The organism is Arthrobacter sp. 10N43 (genome assembly GCF_056394525.1).
Genome location: NZ_JBFTIA010000005.1, coordinates 67072 through 82652 on the forward strand (window position 1 = coordinate 67072; position 15581 = coordinate 82652).

Sequence of the window (15581 nt, forward strand, 5' to 3'; positions counted from 1 at the left end):
TACCCGCTTCCCTCGCTAGCGTCCGGTGAGCGACCAGGCGTCCTCTGAGCCGTCCTCGTCGGAGCCGCCGTCGGCGCCGTCGTGGTACTCGATGGCCTGGGTGCGGTTCTCTAGGTCGGCCGCCACGAGGTCCTCCGCGTAACCGCCCTGGGCGATGTTCGCATTGGCGTTATCGCTCAGGGCCGCCGTCTGGGAGTCGGCGGCGGCGGGCGCGTCGAGCCCCTTCATCGCGGCCAGCACGGCGGCGAGGTCGTCCGGTTTGACCAGCACGTCGCGCGCCTTGGAACCCTCGGAGGGGCCCACCACTCCCCTGGACTCGAGGAGGTCCATGAGGCGGCCGGCCTTGGCGAAGCCGACACGAAGCTTGCGCTGCAGCATCGAGGTCGAGCCGAACTGGGTGGTGACCACGAGCTCCGTGGCCTGCAGCAGCACCTCGAGGTCGTCCCCGATGTCGTCGTCGATCTGCTTCTTTTGCGCCTCCGGCGCGACGTCGTCTCGGTAGACGGCCTTGAGCTGGCCCTTGACGTGTTCGACAACCTTGTGGATCTCGGACTCGGTGACCCAGGCGCCCTGGACGCGCATCGCCTTGGATGCACCCATCGGCAGGAACAGGGCGTCGCCCTGGCCGATGAGTTTTTCGGCGCCCGGCTGGTCCAGGACCACGCGGGAGTCGGTGACGGAGGACGTGGCGAAGGCCATGCGGGAGGGCACGTTCGCTTTGATCAGGCCGGTCACGACGTCCACCGACGGGCGCTGGGTGGCGAGGACCAGGTGGATGCCGGCCGCGCGGGCCAACTGGGTGATGCGGACAATGGAGTCTTCGACGTCGCGCGGGGCGACCATCATGAGGTCGGCGAGTTCGTCCACGATCACCAGCAGGTACGGGTAGGGCTTGATGACGCGCTTGGAGTCGACCGGCGGGTGGACCTTCCCGGCCCGGACGGCCTTGTTGAAGTCATCGATGTGCTTGAAGCCGTAATTGGCGAGGTCGTCATAGCGGGCGTCCATTTCGCGGACCACCCATTGCAGGGCCTCGGCTGCCTTCTTCGGATTGGTGATGATCGGCGTGATGAGGTGCGGGACCCCTTCGTAAGCCGTGAGTTCCACGCGCTTCGGGTCCACCATGACCATGCGGACCTCGTCCGGTGTGGCCCGCATCAGGATCGAGGTGATCATCGAGTTCACGAACGAGGACTTGCCCGCGCCGGTGGCACCGGCCACCAGCAAGTGCGGCATCTTGGCGAGGTTGGCCACGACGTAGCCGCCCTCGACGTCCTTGCCGACCCCCATGACCATGGGGTGGTCGGTGCGGCGGGCGTTCTGGCTTCGCAGCACGTCGCCCAGGGATACCGTCTCGCGGTCCGTGTTGGGAATCTCTATGCCGATGGCGGACTTGCCCGGGATGGGGCTGAGGATGCGCACATCGGAACTGGCGACGGCGTAGGAGATGTTCTTGGACAGGGCGGTGACGCGTTCCACCTTGGTGCCCGGGGACAGCTCGATTTCATAACGGGTCACGGTGGGACCGCGGCTGAAGCCGGTGACCTGCGCTTCCACGTTGAACTGGTTGAGGGTCTCGGTCAGCGAGGCGACAATCGCGTCGTTGGCCTCGGTCCGTTCCTTCGGGATGGACCCGGGCGTCAGCACGTCCGACGCCGGCAGCGTGTAGGTGACGTCGCCGGCCAGAGACAGCTGTTCGGTGCGCTGCGGAATCGGGGTGGGCAGGGGTGCCGGCGCGACCGGGTTCGCCGGAACGGCCGCGGCCACGGCGGCGGCATTGAGTGATCCGGCGGCCACCATTCCGGGAGTAACCAGCGGAATGGCCTCGGTGGCGCCCTCGCCGCTGGACCCCGCGGCACCGGCCGCTGATGCTGCTGCGCCCAGGCCCTGGGCGGCCTTGATCTTCTCGACGGCGATCTCGGCCTGGGTGGGGCGGCGGACGCCGGGAGCGACATCGGCCGCGGCGCCCGACGGCGTTTTGGCCCCCTTCGCGCCCTTGGCGCGGGGCGCGTCGCCCGCTTCCTCATCCGCGATGAGGGCACGCTCGAACGCCTCATCGCCGACATAGCCTTCCAGGCCGGACTCGTCCTCCTGGTCCTTGCCGAAGAGGCGCTTGCGCCTCTTCTTGGGCGCGGCCGGGGCGTCGTTCTCGTACAGGTAACTGCGGTCGTGCCGGTCGTCGGCGTCGTCGTCCTGCAGGTCGATGCCCATCAGGTGCTCGTACGCGTCCCGCAGCCGGCCCGGGATGGCGCCGAAAGGAGTCGCGGTGACGATCAGCAGCGAGGTGAAGGCCAGCAGGCCGTATACCACCACGGGGACGGCGGGGTGCAGGGCCGCAAGCGGGGCTGCGGCGAGGTAGCCGAGCATGCCGCCGGCCCTGCGCAGGCCGTCGAAACCGTCCGCGACCGTCGGCTGTCCGCCGATGATGTGGGCCAGTCCGGTCCCGGCGAAGGTCATGATGAGGAAGCCGATGCCGATCCTGTTGTTCCCGCGGCCGTCGTCGGGCTGGCGGAACAGGCGGAACGCGCACACGAACAGCATCAGGGGCAGAAGCAGGGCCATCCAGCCGAACGTGCCGTTGACGATCGCGAAGATGAGATCGGGGAGCCAGCCCTGGAACCCCCACCACGCGAAAGTGGCGACAAATATGGCCAGGGCAAGGTTGAACAGGGCGGCGCCGTCCCGGCGGTCCTCCGGTGCGAGGTCGCTGACGTCGTGGCCGACCCGCCGGATGCCCGCGCCGATCACGTGGGCGACACCCAGCCAGGCGCCGGCCAGCACGCGTACGACCCAGGGCTGGCGTGCCTCCACCGCAGGCAACTGCCGCGTCCGCGCCGTGGCTGTTGTCCTACCTGCCGTGGTCCGCGGCCGGGCGGATTTGGATGCGGCGGGACTGGACCCCCGGCCGGGAGAACTGCCTGATTTGCCGCTTGAGTTTCCTCTAGGCGCGGAAGAAGTACGAGTCGCCATACCCGCCACGGTACCGGATGCCGGCCAGAAAACCCCGAATTTCCGGGGCGGCCGGGATCATGTTGCCGGCCGCCGCAACGGGAAACGGCCTCCCCCGCCTGCCTCAGCCCTTAGGCTGCGGCTGGCCGGGAAGGCCGTTCTCCAGGCATGTGCCCGGTACGCAGAAAGTACTTACGCCCGGCGAACCACCTGAGGCTTACACCCGGCGAACCACCTGAGGCTTACGCCCGGCGAACCACCTGAGGCTTACGCCCGGCGAACCACCTGAGGCTTACGCCTCAAGGACCACCGGGATGATCATGGGCTTGCGGCGCAGCTTGCGGTTGACCCACGTGCCCACGACGCGTCGGACAACCTGCTGGAGCTGGTGCGTCGTGTGGTCCGTGCGGTTCTGCACGGCTTCCTCGAGGGCCTCGTTGATCTTGGGGATGATTTCGTCAAAGACGGAATCGTCTTCCGCCACGCCGCGGGCGTGGATCTCCGGACCGGACACCACCTTGCCGGTGGCGCGGTGGATGACGGTGATGATCGAGATGAAGCCTTCATCGCCGAGGGTCTGGCGGTCCTTGAGGTCGGCTTCGGTGACTTCGCCCACGCTGGAGCCGTCAACGTAGACGAAACCGACCTCGACCTGGCCGACGATGTCTGCCTGGTGGTCGCGCAGGTCGATCACGGTGCCGTTGTCCGCGAGCAGGATGCTTTCCTCCGGTACGCCGGATTCGAGGGCGATCTTGCCGTTGGCAATGAGGTGGCGGGTCTCGCCGTGCACCGGCATGGCGTTGAGCGGCTCAAGGATGTTGTAGCAGTAGAGCAGTTCACCGGCGGCGGCGTGGCCGGAGACGTGCACCTTGGCGTTGCCCTTGTGGATGACGTCGGCACCGAGCTTCAGCAGGCCGTTGATGATGCGGAAGACGGCGTTTTCGTTGCCCGGGATAAGGCTCGAGGCGAGAATGACGGTGTCGCCCTCGCCGACGACGACGCGGTGGTCGCCGTTGGCCATGCGGGACAGGGCCGCCATGGGCTCGCCCTGGGAACCGGTGGACATCAGCACCACGCGGTTGTCCGGGAGGTTGTCGATGTTCTTGATGTCGACCAGGATCCCGGCCGGCACCTCCAGGTAGCCAAGCTTCGCGGCGATGGCCATGTTCCGGACCATCGAGCGGCCCACAAAGGCGACCTTGCGGTTGTGGTTGGCGGCAGCATCGAGGACCTGCTGGACGCGGTGCACGTGCGAGGAGAAGGAAGCGACAATGATGCGCTTGGAGGCCTGCCCAAACAAACGGTCCAGGGTGGGGCCGATTTCCTTCTCGGCGGTGGTGAAGCCCGGGACGTCGGCATTGGTCGAGTCCGACATGAACAGGTCCACGCCCTCTTCGCCCAGCTTGGCGAAGTGGCGGAGGTCGGTGATGCGGCCATCGAGCGGCAACTGGTCCATCTTGAAGTCACCGGTGTGCAGCACGGTGCCGCCCGAGGTGCGGAGGAACACGGCCAGGGCGTCCGGGATGGAGTGGTTGACGGCGACGAACTCGCATTCGAAGGGGCCGTACTTCTCGACCTGACCCTCGACGACAATCTTCGTGTTGGGCTTGATCCGGTGTTCCTGCAGCTTGGCCTCGATGAGGGCCAACGTGAGCTGCGAACCCACGATGGGGATGTCGGCGCGCAGGCGCAGGAGGTAGGGGACGGCGCCAATGTGGTCTTCGTGACCGTGGGTCAGGACGACGGCGACGATGTCCTGGAGGCGGTTCTCGATGTAGGAGAAATCGGGCAGGATCAGGTCGACACCTGGCTGGGTCTCCTCGGGGAAGAGCACCCCGCAGTCAACGATGAGGAGCTTGCCATCGATCTCGAAGACGGTCATGTTGCGACCGATTTCCCCGAGTCCGCCGAGCGGCACGATCCGCAGGGTGTTCTTCGGGAGACGCGGCGGCGTGACAAGGCCGGGAAGGGCGGTTTGGGTCATAGTGCACTACTTTCCAGGCAGATGCCGGGCTGGTTCTTAACGATCAGGAGTGGCTCCGGATCAGGAAAAGACCATCCCCGCTTCCGCCAAATCCTCGCGGATGATTGCGATCTCGGCCTCGCCCGGCTCCACGAGGGGCAAACGGACAACCGAGTTGGGCAGGACTCCCTGCCACTTAAGAACCTGCTTGGCAGCGACAGCACCCTGAATGTGGGTCATCACTGCGCGGACCACGGGGTCCAGTTCGAAATGTATGGTGCGGGCGGTAGCAAAATCGCCTGCAAGGGCGGCATCGATCAGCGCGCGGAACTGCCGCGACGCGACATGCGCGGAGACGCTGACCAGGCCGACGGCGCCGGCGGCCATCCACGGCAGCGTGAGGCCGTCATCGCCTGAGTAGACATCAAGATCGGTGTTCGCCAGAACCCGTGTGACGGCGGCGAAATCGGCCTTCGCATCCTTCAGGGCAACGATCTTCGGGTGGTCGGCGAGCCGGATCATGGTCTCCGGCTCGATGGCCACGCCGGCGCGGCCAGGAATGTCGTAGACCATGACGGGAAGGTCCGCTGCGTCAGTCACGGCCTCGACGTGCGCCTGGATGCCGGCCTGGCTCGGCTTGTTGTAATACGGCGTGACGATCAGCTGGCCGTGGGCTCCCGCCTTGGCGGCGCGCTTGGCCATCTCAATCGAGTGGGACGTGTGGTTGGTGCCGGTTCCGGCAATAACCTTGGCCCGGTCGCCGACGGCCTCGACAATAACGCGGAAGAGCTTCTCTTTTTCGTCGTCCTCGAGCGTCGAGGTCTCGCCCGTGGTGCCGGAGATAACGAGGGCATCATTGCCGTCGTCGACGAGCTTGCTCGCCAGCTCCGCTGACTGCTTGTAGTCGACCTCACCGTCCGAAGTGAAAGGAGTGACCATGGCAGTCACGAGGGTCCCGAACGTGTAAGAGCGAATATCAGAGTCAGCCATATGAAAAACGTTACCTTGTCCGCGGCATGTTAGGACAATGGCGGCGGTGTGACGAACGTCAAACTCGCCCGCCCCCGCGTCACGTTTCCGCCGATTGTCCCGGCTCAGGGCCGCCTAAACCGCGTCAGGACACTGTGTTGGAGGGTTGCCGTCAAGACCTCGGTGCCGGTGCCATGGGCCTGCCGGAACGAAAGCCCGTCCGGACCCCAGAACCCGCTCAGCCCGCAGGAGGCTCCGAGCGGCGTGAGCCCCGCGAGGTTGGCCAGGACGGAAAACATCCGGTTGTCCATGGCCCGGGCGCCAAGATGCAGTCCCAGCCGGTGGTCGTCGCCGGCCGTGTAGAGAGCCGAGACGGCGTAAATGTCCGCACCGGCAGCGGCGGCCCATTCGGCGTGGCCGGGGCGGGCGGCGTCGAAGCAGATTGCCAAGGCGACCTTCCAGCCGTCAATCTCCAGGACCGCGGGATGGCTGGCGGCAACGAAGAGATCCCGTTCCGCACCATGGAGGTGCGTCTTGAAGCTGGCGTCGATGACGCCCGAGGGATGGACGGCGAGGGAGGCCAGCCGCGGCCTGCCGTCCTCCTCCTTGAACGCGGCTCCGACCACGGCGGTAATTCCGGTGTGCCGGCAGATTTCCCGGATGCCGTCCAGCCGCGGGTCAGCCGCGTTCACCCACTCCTGCGGGCCCTCCAGTAGGTCCAGCCGGTACCCGGTCAGGGAGAGTTCGGGAAAGATGACCAGCCGGGCCCCGTGCGAGTCCGCGTCCTCGATCAGCCGGATGTGTTCGGGTACGTTCGCGGCAACGCCGCCATCCAGGGCCTCGTACTGGACGACGGAAAGCGTCAGATCAGTGATTGAGCTAGTGGTCACCCTGCCATCCTAGGCACCTCCTCTTTCGATAATCAGAAACTGCGCCCCAGGTCACACCGGCGACTAGCCGGCTGCACAGACCGGCTGTTCAGGCCGGCTGCTCAGGCCGGCTGCCGCTCACACCACCTCAGGTCGAAGCGGCAGCCCCGCCGGAGGGTGCCGCAGGAGCCGAGCAGTAGCGCTCGACGGCGGTTTCCCGCAGGACCTCCGCCCACGCTGCAAGGCGCTGGGCCGCCCGCACGTAATGGAACAACTCCGTTGGCGTGAGGGCATCCAGGTCTGTTTCGGCCAGCCGCCGCGCCAGTTCCGCTCCCGGCGGCTGCATGTCCAGGGCCGTTCCTTCGCTTCCCCACTGGACATCCTCTGCCGGCTCTCCGGCGACCAACCGGCGGAAGAGGAAGTCCACCACGCCCGGGCTCATGGCCTTGAGGACTCCTGATACGGCTTCGCCGCCGCGGGAAGGTCCCCCAGGTGGGGCGCTGTTCCGTTCCGGGCCGGCGAATTGCCGATCCGGACTTTCCCCACCCGTCAGTTCCCGGCCCGTCACGGCCTGACCTGGGGATGCTTTGCCTGTTGACTTTGACTCCCGGCCCGGCGATTCCCGCCCCGAAGAAGTTCCGCCTGAAACCTCTCGGCCTAAAGACTGCCGGTCTGAAGACTGTCGCCCTGAAGACTTTGGGGTCAGGAATGTGGGCTCGGAGGCGTTGTTCATGCGCTCACTGTATTCGAACATATATTCGAACACAAGGCTTTCCGGGGGGAGGAATTGAAGCTGCGGCCCGGCCGAACATGAGACCATCAGAAGATGGCCACGCGCGGAACACCGACTGCTTCCCGGACCGTCAGGGGCACTTCCTCCGGCGCCCGGCTGGTCGGCATTGACGCCGCCCGCGGGCTCGCGTTGCTGGCCATGATGGCCACCCACGTGTTGGCCACGTTTGAGTCGAACCCGCAGCTGACCCCCACCTGGATCGGGCTTGTGTTTTCCGGGCGGGCAGCCGCCCTGTTCGCGGTGCTGGCCGGTGTGGGTCTCGCCTTATCGACGGGGAAGCAGCAACCGCTGGAGGGCACCGAGCTGCGGGCGGCACGGCGCGGCATCGCCCTCAGGGCGCTCGTGATCGGCGCCGTCGGGCTCTCCCTGGGCGGGCTGGAAGTCAACATCGCCATTATTTTGGTTCACTACGCCGTCCTGTTCCTGTGCGTGCTGCCCTTTGTCGGGCTCGGCCTGAAACGCCTGCTCGCATTCGCCGCCGGCTGGATCCTGGCGGCCCCCGCCTTGGCCTACCTGCTGCGGCCCTGGCTGCTGTCCGCCGACCCCCCGCTGCGGCTGGGGCACAACCCCGGCTGGGAGGACCTGGCCACACCGGCACGACTGCTGGGCGACATCTTCCTCGCCGGCTACTACCCGGTCCTGCAGTGGATCGCCTATCTCCTGGTGGGGCTGGCGATCGGACGGCTGGCGCTGTCCAAAGCAGCCGTGCCGTTCCTGCTGGTGGCCGCCGGGACCGCAGTGGCCGTCAGCTCCAAGTGGCTGGGGACAGTCATGATGGAGGACTGGGGCGGCCGGCGCGCACTGGAGGCACAGATCGGCGATCCCGCCTACCCGCTGGAGAGCCTGCTGCAGGTCAACCTTGCCGGCGTCGAACAGTCAGGCTCCGCGTGGTGGCTGGCCACCAGCGCACCGCACGCGGGAACCACGCTGGATCTGTTGCACACCTCGGGGGTGGCCGCCGCCGTGATCGGCGCGTGCCTCCTGCTGGGCCGGCTGGGCGAATGGGTGGAGCTTGACCTGCTGCTCCCGATCCGTGGAATCGGGGCCATGACTCTTAGCCTGTACACGGCCCATCTGTGCATCATGGCGGCCCTCCACGATCAGCCGCTGGCGCCCGGATGGACCGTGGAGGGCGTGTACTGGGCGCAGGCGCTCGGAATGCTGCTGGTCGGCGGGGTCTTCGCGGCGCTGGCCTGGCGGGGGCCCCTGGAGTGGGTGACCCATGCGGCCAACCAGGTGGGCCGCTACCAGCCGGCCCCCATCCGCCAGACATCCCGCTTCCGCTAGGTCCAGGTGCCGGCAGGTCCAGGCGCCAATTACCGCGGCCGCGCCTCAGCTTCCCGCTTCAGCCAGGTCTAGCTGTTGCCAGGTCTAGCTATCGCCAGGTCTAGCCGCTGCCGGGTCCTGCTATCGCTGGGTCCCGCTACGGCTTCTGGGCCTCTGCTCGGAACATCCGGACGGCGTCGCGCATCGAGGCACGGGCCCGCTTGCGGTCTCCGGCGGCGTCGTAGGCACAGCTGAGCCGGAACCAGGAGCGCCAGTCATCGGGGGCGGCTTCCGCTTCGGCACGGTACTTCTCAAATTCGAGATCCGCTGCTTCGCGGATGATCCGGCCGGCGGGCGTGCGCGGCAGCGTGTCCTCGGGCAGGCCCCCCTCGGCTTCGAGGATCTTCGCCAACCGCTCGGTGCGGGCACCAAACAGCAGCTCCCGGATCAGCGCCCAGGCTCCGATGACCGGCAGCACCAGGTAGGCGACGCCGATTGCCTTGGCCACGAGGCTGGGGTCGGTCATCAGGAGCACGGAACGCTGAAGGGACACCACCAGGTAGAACACGAGCAGCAGGGTGACGGCACCCACCCAGATCTTGGTGCGGTTGGCTTTCAGGGCAGTCAGAGCAGCGGACACGGGACTCAGATCCCCAGGTCCAGGTAGCCGTCGAGCCCCATGGTGAGACCGGGGCGCGCGGTCACGTTTCGGATCCCCAGCAGCACGCCCGGCATGAACGAGGCCCGGTCGAAGGAGTCGTGGCGGAACGTCAGCTGCTCCCCCGGACCGCCCAGCAGGACTTCCTGGTGCGCGACCAGGCCGCGGAGCCGGACGCTGTGGACCCGGACGCCGTCGACGTCGCAGCCGCGGGCGCCCGCGAGCTCGGTGGTAGTGGCATCCGGGCTGGAGGGCACTCCGGCGGCGGTCCGCTCGGCCGCGATCAGCTGGGCCGTTCGCACGGCCGTCCCGGAGGGGGCATCCACCTTGTCCGGGTGGTGCAGCTCAATGATTTCAACGGAGTCGAAGTACTTGGACGCCTTGGCGGCGAAGGCGGAAGCCAGGACCGAACCGAGGGCGAAGTTCGGGGCGATGAGGACACCGACGCCGGGGCGGTCGGCAAGGAGTTCCTCCAGCCCCGCGAGCCGGCCGGCATCCCAGCCGGTGGTGCCCACCACGGCGTGCATGCCGTGCTCGACGGCGAACCGGACGTTCGCCTCGGTGCTTTCGGGGACGGTCAGGTCCACCACGATCTGCGCGCCGGAGCTGACCAGCGTGTCCAGGGAATCGTTGCGGCCAAGGGCTGCGACGAGCGTCAGGTCCGCGGCGGCGTCGATGGCTTTCACGGCTTCGGCGCCCATGCGCCCGCTGGCGCCCAGCACGGCGACGGAGAGTTGTTCGGTCATGCCATCAACCCTACCGCCGGGGCCGTCGCCTTCCTGAACCGGCGGCCCGGGTTACAGACCATCCCCGCCCGGGCTCCGGCCGCCCCCTTTCCTAGCCTGTCAGGCTGGATTGACGAAACTAGTCTGTCAGTCTAACCTGACAAGCATGGAACCTGACGACCTGTCCGCGCATATTCATTCGCTTGACCCCGCGGTCGGCCTGCGGGCGGTCGGCGCCCTTCATCGCCTGGCGGAACAGGTCGAGGCAGCGCAGGTAAGGGCAGCCCGAGAACAGGGCTGGACCTGGGAGCAGATCGGGGACGCCCTGGGCGTCTCGAGGCAGTCCGTCCACGCAAAATACCGAGAGTGAGATCAATCATGTTTGAGCGATTCGCCGACGACACCCGCAGGATCGTTGGCTTTGCAATGGAAGAGGCCCGCTACAGCGGCGACAAGCGGCTGGGCACGGATCATCTGCTCCTGGGGGCGCTTCACGATCCAGGTCCGGCCGGCACCCTTGGTATCACGCTGGATCAGGCCAGGGCGGCGGTAGCGTCGCTGGACCGCACGGCACTCGCGTCAATCGGAATAGACGCGACGGGATTTCAACGCGCCACCATGCCCAGCCGCGGCAAGAAGCCGCCGTTCAGCTCAGGGGCCCGGTCGGTAATCGAAGGCACGCTGCGGTACGCCATTGCCCAGAAATCGCGACATATTACCACCGCGAATCTTCTGCTGTCGCTGCTGGACCGCGACGAACATGATCCGGCGGCCTCGCTCCTGAAGGAACTGGGAGTCGACCGGGCCGCGGCCCGCCGCAGGGTCCTCGACTCCTGACTCTGCCTCCTGAAGGCGAGCCACGGCCGGGTCCAGTGGCGAACACTGTCCCGTGCCTACTCGCCGGCGCCGACCCATTCGACAGTGCCGTCGGCGAAGAACTGTTCCTTCCAGATCGGCACCTGGGCCTTGATCCGGTCCACGAGTTCGGCACAAACCGCGAACGCCTGGCCGCGATGGGCCGCGGAGACGGCACAGACCAGGGCAGGGTCGCCGATCTCCAGCATCCCGATCCTGTGGGCTGCCCAGATCCGCACCGGCTGCTGCTCCCCGGAGCCTTCGGCGCCGGCGTCGGCGGCATCGGACGCCCGGTCAGGGACCGCCGGGACCGAGTGCTCCGCCACGAGCCCGGCGACGACGTCGACCATCACCTGGTGCGCGGTCGGGTGGGCGCTGTAGCTGAGCCGGGAAACCTGCCTGCCGCCGTCGTGGTTGCGGACGACGCCGCTGAAGCTGACCACCGCGCCTGCGGTGTCCGACTCGACCGCCGCGATGGCCTGCTCCACGGAAATGGGCTCGGCGCTCAGCACGGCATGAACGATTTCAAATCCTGTGTCAGTGCCCATGGCTTCCTTCCAGCTGGTCGCAGAGGTGCCCAACAATGGGATCCAGCACGCCCAGGCCATCCATCACGCCCTTCGGGGATCCGGGCAGGTTCACGATGAAGGTCTGCCCTGCCGCGCCCGCGTGGCCCCGGCTGAGCATGGCCATCGGCGTCTTGGCCATGCCGGCGTTCCTGATGCCCTCCATGATGCCCGGGATTTCCCGGTCCAGCAGGGGCAGGGTCTGCTCAGGCGTGGCGTCGGTGGGGCTCAGGCCCGTTCCCCCGCTGGTGATGATGACGGCCGGCTGCTGGCTCAGCAGGGCACGGATTGCGGCTCCCACGGGCGCGCCGTCGGGGACCACCATGGCCGGATAGGGTTCGAAGCCGTGTTCGGTCAGCCAGTCGACGATGACCGGACCGGTGAGGTCCTCGTAGATGCCGGCGGCCGCCCGGGTGGAGGCGATCACGACGCCGGCCTTCCGCCCGGTGGCTTCGCCGTGGCGGTGCGGTTCGGGCATGTTCATAGGGTCCAGTCCCCGCTCTTGCCGCCGCTTTTGGCGAGCACCTTGATGTCGGTCAGGACCGCGTGTTTGTCCACGGCCTTGATCATGTCGTACACGCTCAGTGCCGCGACCGACGCGGCAGTCAGTGCCTCCATCTCGACCCCGGTGACACCGCGGGTCTTGACCGTGGCAAATATCGTCACGGAGTCGGCGTCGAGCTCAAAGTCGATGGTGACCTTGGCGATCGGGAGCGGGTGGCACAGCGGGATGAGGTCCGGCGTCTTCTTGGCCGCCATGATTCCGGCGATGCGGGCCACCGCCAGGGCGTCGCCCTTGGGAAGCTCGCCGCCGCCGAGGAGAGACAGGACCTCGGCCGTGCTGCGGACGGTCGCGGTGGCCGTGGCCTCCCGGGTGGACTGCGCCTTGTTGGACACATCCACCATCTGCGCCGTGCCGTCGTGGCGGAGGTGGGTCAGGTGGGGGTGGTCCGCTGAGGCGGCATCCGCTCCAGCGTTTTCTGCTTCATTCACAGGATCCATACTTCCACTTCATCGCCCGCAGAGAGCACTGCCGTTCCCTCGGGGACGTGGACCAAGGCGTTGGAACGAGCCAGGGCATGGACCAGGTGTGAGCCGGCGCCGCCCTCCAGCCGGACTGTGCCGTCGGGAGCCAGCGTGCCGCGCCGGACCTGGTGCTTGCCCGGCGGGGAGGTCAGCGGCGCGGCGAGGCGGGCGCGGACGGAGGGCCGGGGCGCCGGGGCGCCGATCAGCTCCGTGAGGACTGGGCGCAGGAACATTTCAAAGGACACGAGGCAGCTCACCGGGTTGCCGGGGAACCCCAGCACAGGGACACCGTCGAAGCTGCCGATTCCCTGCGGGCCGCCGGGCTGCATCGCCACGGCGCCGAACTCGACGTCGTGATCCGCCATGGCCTGCCGGACCACCTCGTAGGCACCCTTGCTGACGCCGCCGGTTGTGACGATCAGGTCCACGGCGGGCCCATGCCGGCGCAACAGCTCGGCGAGCTCGTCCGGCCGGTCCGCGGAGACGCCGGTCCGGGTGACCTGGAGCCCGGCCTGGCGCATGGCGGACTCGAGCAGCGTGCTGTTGGAGTCAAAGATCTTGCCCGGTCCCAGCGGGCTGCCTGGTTCCACGACTTCGTCGCCGGTAGTGACCAGGAGGACCCGAAGGGATGGACGGACCGGCACCTCCGTGTAGCCCATTGCCGCCAGCAGTCCGAGCTGGCCCGGCCCGAGGAAGGTCCCGGCGCCGAGGGCGAGCTCGCCGGAGCGGATGTCGCTGCCGGCGGCGCGCACGAATGTGCCCGCGGCCGCCGCCGGCACCCGGACCGTGGCGGGCTCCCCGGGCACGGGGAAGGAATCGGGCAGGGCTTGTTCGATGGGAACGACGGCGTCGGCCCCGGCCGGCATCATCGCCCCGGTCATGATCGGGGCCGCCGTGCCGGCGGCAAGTTCCACGGGTGAGGCACCGGCCGGGACGGGCGCGACGACGCGCAGTTCCGTGCCGCCGTCGGGCACGTCGGCGCTGCGGATCGCGAAGCCGTCCATTTGCGAATTGGCAAAGGGCGGAAGGTCCAGGGGCGCCACGATGTCGGCGGCCAGTCCCCGGCCCAAGGCGTCGAGCAGCGGGAGGCGCTCCATCCGCGCTTCGGTGAGGAGCGGCGCCAGCAGTGCACGCACCTTGTCCCGGTGTGCTTCCACGCTGACATGCCTTGTCTCGGTGCGGTGCATGCGTTTCCTGACCTTTGCTCGGCTCGCTAGGACTTCACGTCAACTCTAACCGTGTGGTAACCCGTGGCTCCGTTCGGCGCGACCGGCGTGGACTCCTCCACTTGCGGCACCCCGTCCAGTGCGGTGGCCCGGACCTGGACCTCGTACTGGCCCGGCGTCAGCGGAAGCGCCAGCTTCCATTGGTACCAGGTGTCCTTGGAGATGCCCGGGGCCAGCTCGGCCTGGTGCCAGTCGCCGCGGTTGATGCGCAACTCCACCTTGCCGATGCCCGTGTGCTGTGCCCACGCGACCCCGCCGAACACCACCGTCCCCGCCGTCGCGCTTTGCCCGTCGCGCGGCACGTCAATCCGGGATGATGTCTTGATGGGCCCTCGTTCGCTCCAGCCGCGGGGTGTCCAATAGGCGACGTCGTCCGCGTAGCGGGTCACTTTCAGCTCGGTGATCCACTTCGTGGCCGAGACGTAGCCATACAGCCCGGGCACGATCATGCGGACCGGGAACCCGTGCTCCAGCGGGAGCGGCTCGCCGTTCATTCCCACGACCAGCAGGGCGTCCCGGTTGTCGGTGAGGGCCTCGAGCGGGGTGCCCGCCGTCCAGCCGTCCGTGCTGCGTGACAGCACCATGTCCGCCCCGGCTTTGGGGCCGGCCATGGCGAGCAGTTCGCGGACCGGCCAGCCGAGCCAGCGGGCATTGCCGATCAGGTCCCCGCCCACCTCGTTGGAGACGCAGGCTATGGTCACGTGGCGTTCCGTCATCGGTTTGGCCAGGAGGGTGGCGAAGTCGAGTTCGATCTCCCGATCCACCAGGCCCGTGACCTTCAGGGACCATTCCTGTGGGTCCACCAGCGGGACCCGCAGGGCAGTGTCAATCCTGTAGAACTGCCTGTTTGGCGTCACCAGCGGGCTCAGGCCGGCCAGCCGGATCTCGGCTCCCGCGGGTACGGGCGGCTCGGGAGAGGCGGGCGCCGGAAGGACCAGCTTGCTGCGCACATCACTGACGACGGCGGCCGCTCCCCTGAGGGTGGAGGCGAGCACACCGACGACGGCGGCAACCGCGGCGGTCCCGCCGAGGGCCACGAGGAAACGGCGCCGGGCAGGCCCGGTTTCACCTGCTGTGTCTACCGTGGCTCCGGTCTCCAGGGGTTGCCACTCCAGCAGTTTCCGGATGAGCCACCGCAGCAGCGCGATTCCCACCAGCGCCACGAGCACCGGAACCGGGATACCGTTGGCGGTCAGGTCGGCCCGGCTGAGCACGGCCACGAGGCCCACAACGCCGAACACCGCAATCAGAACCACCCCGGCGAAACGGCGCCGCGCTTCAAGGACCCCGGACAGGGCCGCGAGCGCGGCGATGACCAGCGCCATCCCGCCGAGGAGTGCCACTTTGTCCGCAGTGCCGAACAGCGAGATGACCCACTCCTTGACGCCCGGCGGCACGGTATCGATCACTGCCCCGCCAACGGCCGTCACCGGGGAAACCGTGGGGCTCACCAGGCTGGCCGTGAGCTCACCGAGCACCACCGCGGTCCCCACAGCCACCAGCCCGGCCGCGGCAGCCCATAAATCGCGCCGTCGCCGGGCATGCCGTTGCTGGGCCCCTGGTCCTGGGGTCCGCAGTTCGGGGGTCCTCGATTCCGGGGTTGTCGATTCGGAGGTACTCGATTCGGGGGAACTCGGTTGCCCGGTTGGACCCTGCTGCGCCTGCGTTCCCGTCCGTTGCTGTTCCGTGCCGGCGACTGTCTCGCCCATTTCATGC

Annotated in this window: 15 protein-coding genes; 3 read left to right on the forward strand and 12 right to left on the reverse strand. The window is 67.9% G+C overall.

The features are described 5' to 3' along the window. Positions 1-15: 15 nt before the first annotated feature. The 5 genes from AC1DDO_RS12000 to AC1DDO_RS12020 form a co-directional block, all read right to left on the reverse strand. The gene (locus AC1DDO_RS12000) at positions 16-2970 is read right to left on the reverse strand and encodes an FtsK/SpoIIIE family DNA translocase (RefSeq protein WP_476971883.1); all 2955 of its coding nucleotides are present in this window, start codon (positions 2968-2970) and stop codon (positions 16-18) included. A gap of 271 nt (positions 2971-3241) precedes the next feature. After that, entirely contained in the window at positions 3242-4933 is a 1692-nt protein-coding gene (locus AC1DDO_RS12005; RefSeq protein WP_441409438.1) for a ribonuclease J, read from the reverse strand. A gap of 60 nt (positions 4934-4993) precedes the next feature. After that, positions 4994-5902 carry a 4-hydroxy-tetrahydrodipicolinate synthase gene (gene dapA, locus AC1DDO_RS12010; protein WP_441409437.1) on the reverse strand — a complete coding sequence of 303 codons (909 nt, stop codon included), beginning with the start codon at positions 5900-5902 and terminating at the stop codon, positions 4994-4996. A 104-nt stretch (positions 5903-6006) separates the two neighbouring features. Next, a complete protein-coding gene (locus AC1DDO_RS12015; protein WP_476971884.1) occupies positions 6007-6771 on the reverse strand; it encodes a carbon-nitrogen hydrolase family protein in 765 nt (254 codons plus the stop codon). Between the two features lie 127 nt (positions 6772-6898). Beyond that, complete coding sequence (locus AC1DDO_RS12020) at positions 6899-7192, reverse strand: hypothetical protein (RefSeq protein WP_441409435.1); 294 nt, start codon at positions 7190-7192, stop codon at positions 6899-6901. A gap of 384 nt (positions 7193-7576) precedes the next feature. Here AC1DDO_RS12020 and AC1DDO_RS12025 point away from each other — a divergent pair, with 384 nt between their 5' ends. Continuing rightward, the gene (locus AC1DDO_RS12025) at positions 7577-8830 is read left to right on the forward strand and encodes a heparan-alpha-glucosaminide N-acetyltransferase domain-containing protein (protein WP_476971885.1); all 1254 of its coding nucleotides are present in this window, start codon (positions 7577-7579) and stop codon (positions 8828-8830) included. A 136-nt stretch (positions 8831-8966) separates the two neighbouring features. Here the strand turns inward: AC1DDO_RS12025 and AC1DDO_RS12030 are convergent, their stop codons facing one another. Both AC1DDO_RS12030 and dapB read right to left on the reverse strand, forming a co-directional pair. After that, positions 8967-9449 (reverse strand): hypothetical protein, encoded by a 483-nt coding sequence (locus tag AC1DDO_RS12030; RefSeq protein WP_476971886.1) that lies wholly within the window; start codon positions 9447-9449, stop codon positions 8967-8969. A 5-nt stretch (positions 9450-9454) separates the two neighbouring features. Beyond that, a complete protein-coding gene (gene dapB, locus AC1DDO_RS12035) occupies positions 9455-10213 on the reverse strand; it encodes a 4-hydroxy-tetrahydrodipicolinate reductase (RefSeq protein WP_476971887.1) in 759 nt (252 codons plus the stop codon). A 145-nt stretch (positions 10214-10358) separates the two neighbouring features. On the opposite strand from dapB, the gene AC1DDO_RS12040 reads away from it, so the two are divergent. Together AC1DDO_RS12040 and AC1DDO_RS12045 are read left to right on the forward strand one after the other, a co-directional pair. Next, entirely contained in the window at positions 10359-10562 is a 204-nt protein-coding gene (locus tag AC1DDO_RS12040; protein WP_441409431.1) for a helix-turn-helix domain-containing protein, read from the forward strand. 8 nt (positions 10563-10570) lie between these two features. Further along, entirely contained in the window at positions 10571-11029 is a 459-nt protein-coding gene (locus tag AC1DDO_RS12045; RefSeq protein WP_476971888.1) for a Clp protease N-terminal domain-containing protein, read from the forward strand. Positions 11030-11085: 56 nt separating this feature from the next. Here AC1DDO_RS12045 and AC1DDO_RS12050 read toward each other — a convergent pair whose 3' ends face one another. The 5 genes from AC1DDO_RS12050 to AC1DDO_RS12070 are packed head-to-tail and all read right to left on the reverse strand — an operon-like array spanning position 11086 to position 15574. After that, on the reverse strand, positions 11086-11595 hold the full coding sequence (locus AC1DDO_RS12050; RefSeq protein WP_476971889.1) for a molybdenum cofactor biosynthesis protein MoaE: 510 nt from the start codon (positions 11593-11595) through the stop codon (positions 11086-11088). Beyond that, positions 11585-12097, reverse strand: coding sequence for a MogA/MoaB family molybdenum cofactor biosynthesis protein (locus AC1DDO_RS12055; RefSeq protein WP_476971890.1), 513 nt, complete (start codon positions 12095-12097; stop codon positions 11585-11587). Before AC1DDO_RS12055 ends, AC1DDO_RS12050 begins: the two co-directional genes overlap by 11 nt. Next, the gene (moaC, locus tag AC1DDO_RS12060) at positions 12094-12615 is read right to left on the reverse strand and encodes a cyclic pyranopterin monophosphate synthase MoaC (RefSeq protein WP_476971891.1); all 522 of its coding nucleotides are present in this window, start codon (positions 12613-12615) and stop codon (positions 12094-12096) included. The genes AC1DDO_RS12055 and moaC overlap by 4 nt, the downstream gene beginning before the upstream one ends. Next, a complete protein-coding gene (locus tag AC1DDO_RS12065) occupies positions 12603-13826 on the reverse strand; it encodes a molybdopterin molybdotransferase MoeA (RefSeq protein WP_476971892.1) in 1224 nt (407 codons plus the stop codon). Before AC1DDO_RS12065 ends, moaC begins: the two co-directional genes overlap by 13 nt. Positions 13827-13852: 26 nt before the next feature. Then, the gene (locus tag AC1DDO_RS12070) at positions 13853-15574 is read right to left on the reverse strand and encodes a molybdopterin-dependent oxidoreductase (RefSeq protein ID WP_476971893.1); all 1722 of its coding nucleotides are present in this window, start codon (positions 15572-15574) and stop codon (positions 13853-13855) included. Between the last annotated feature and the right edge of the window lie 7 nt (positions 15575-15581).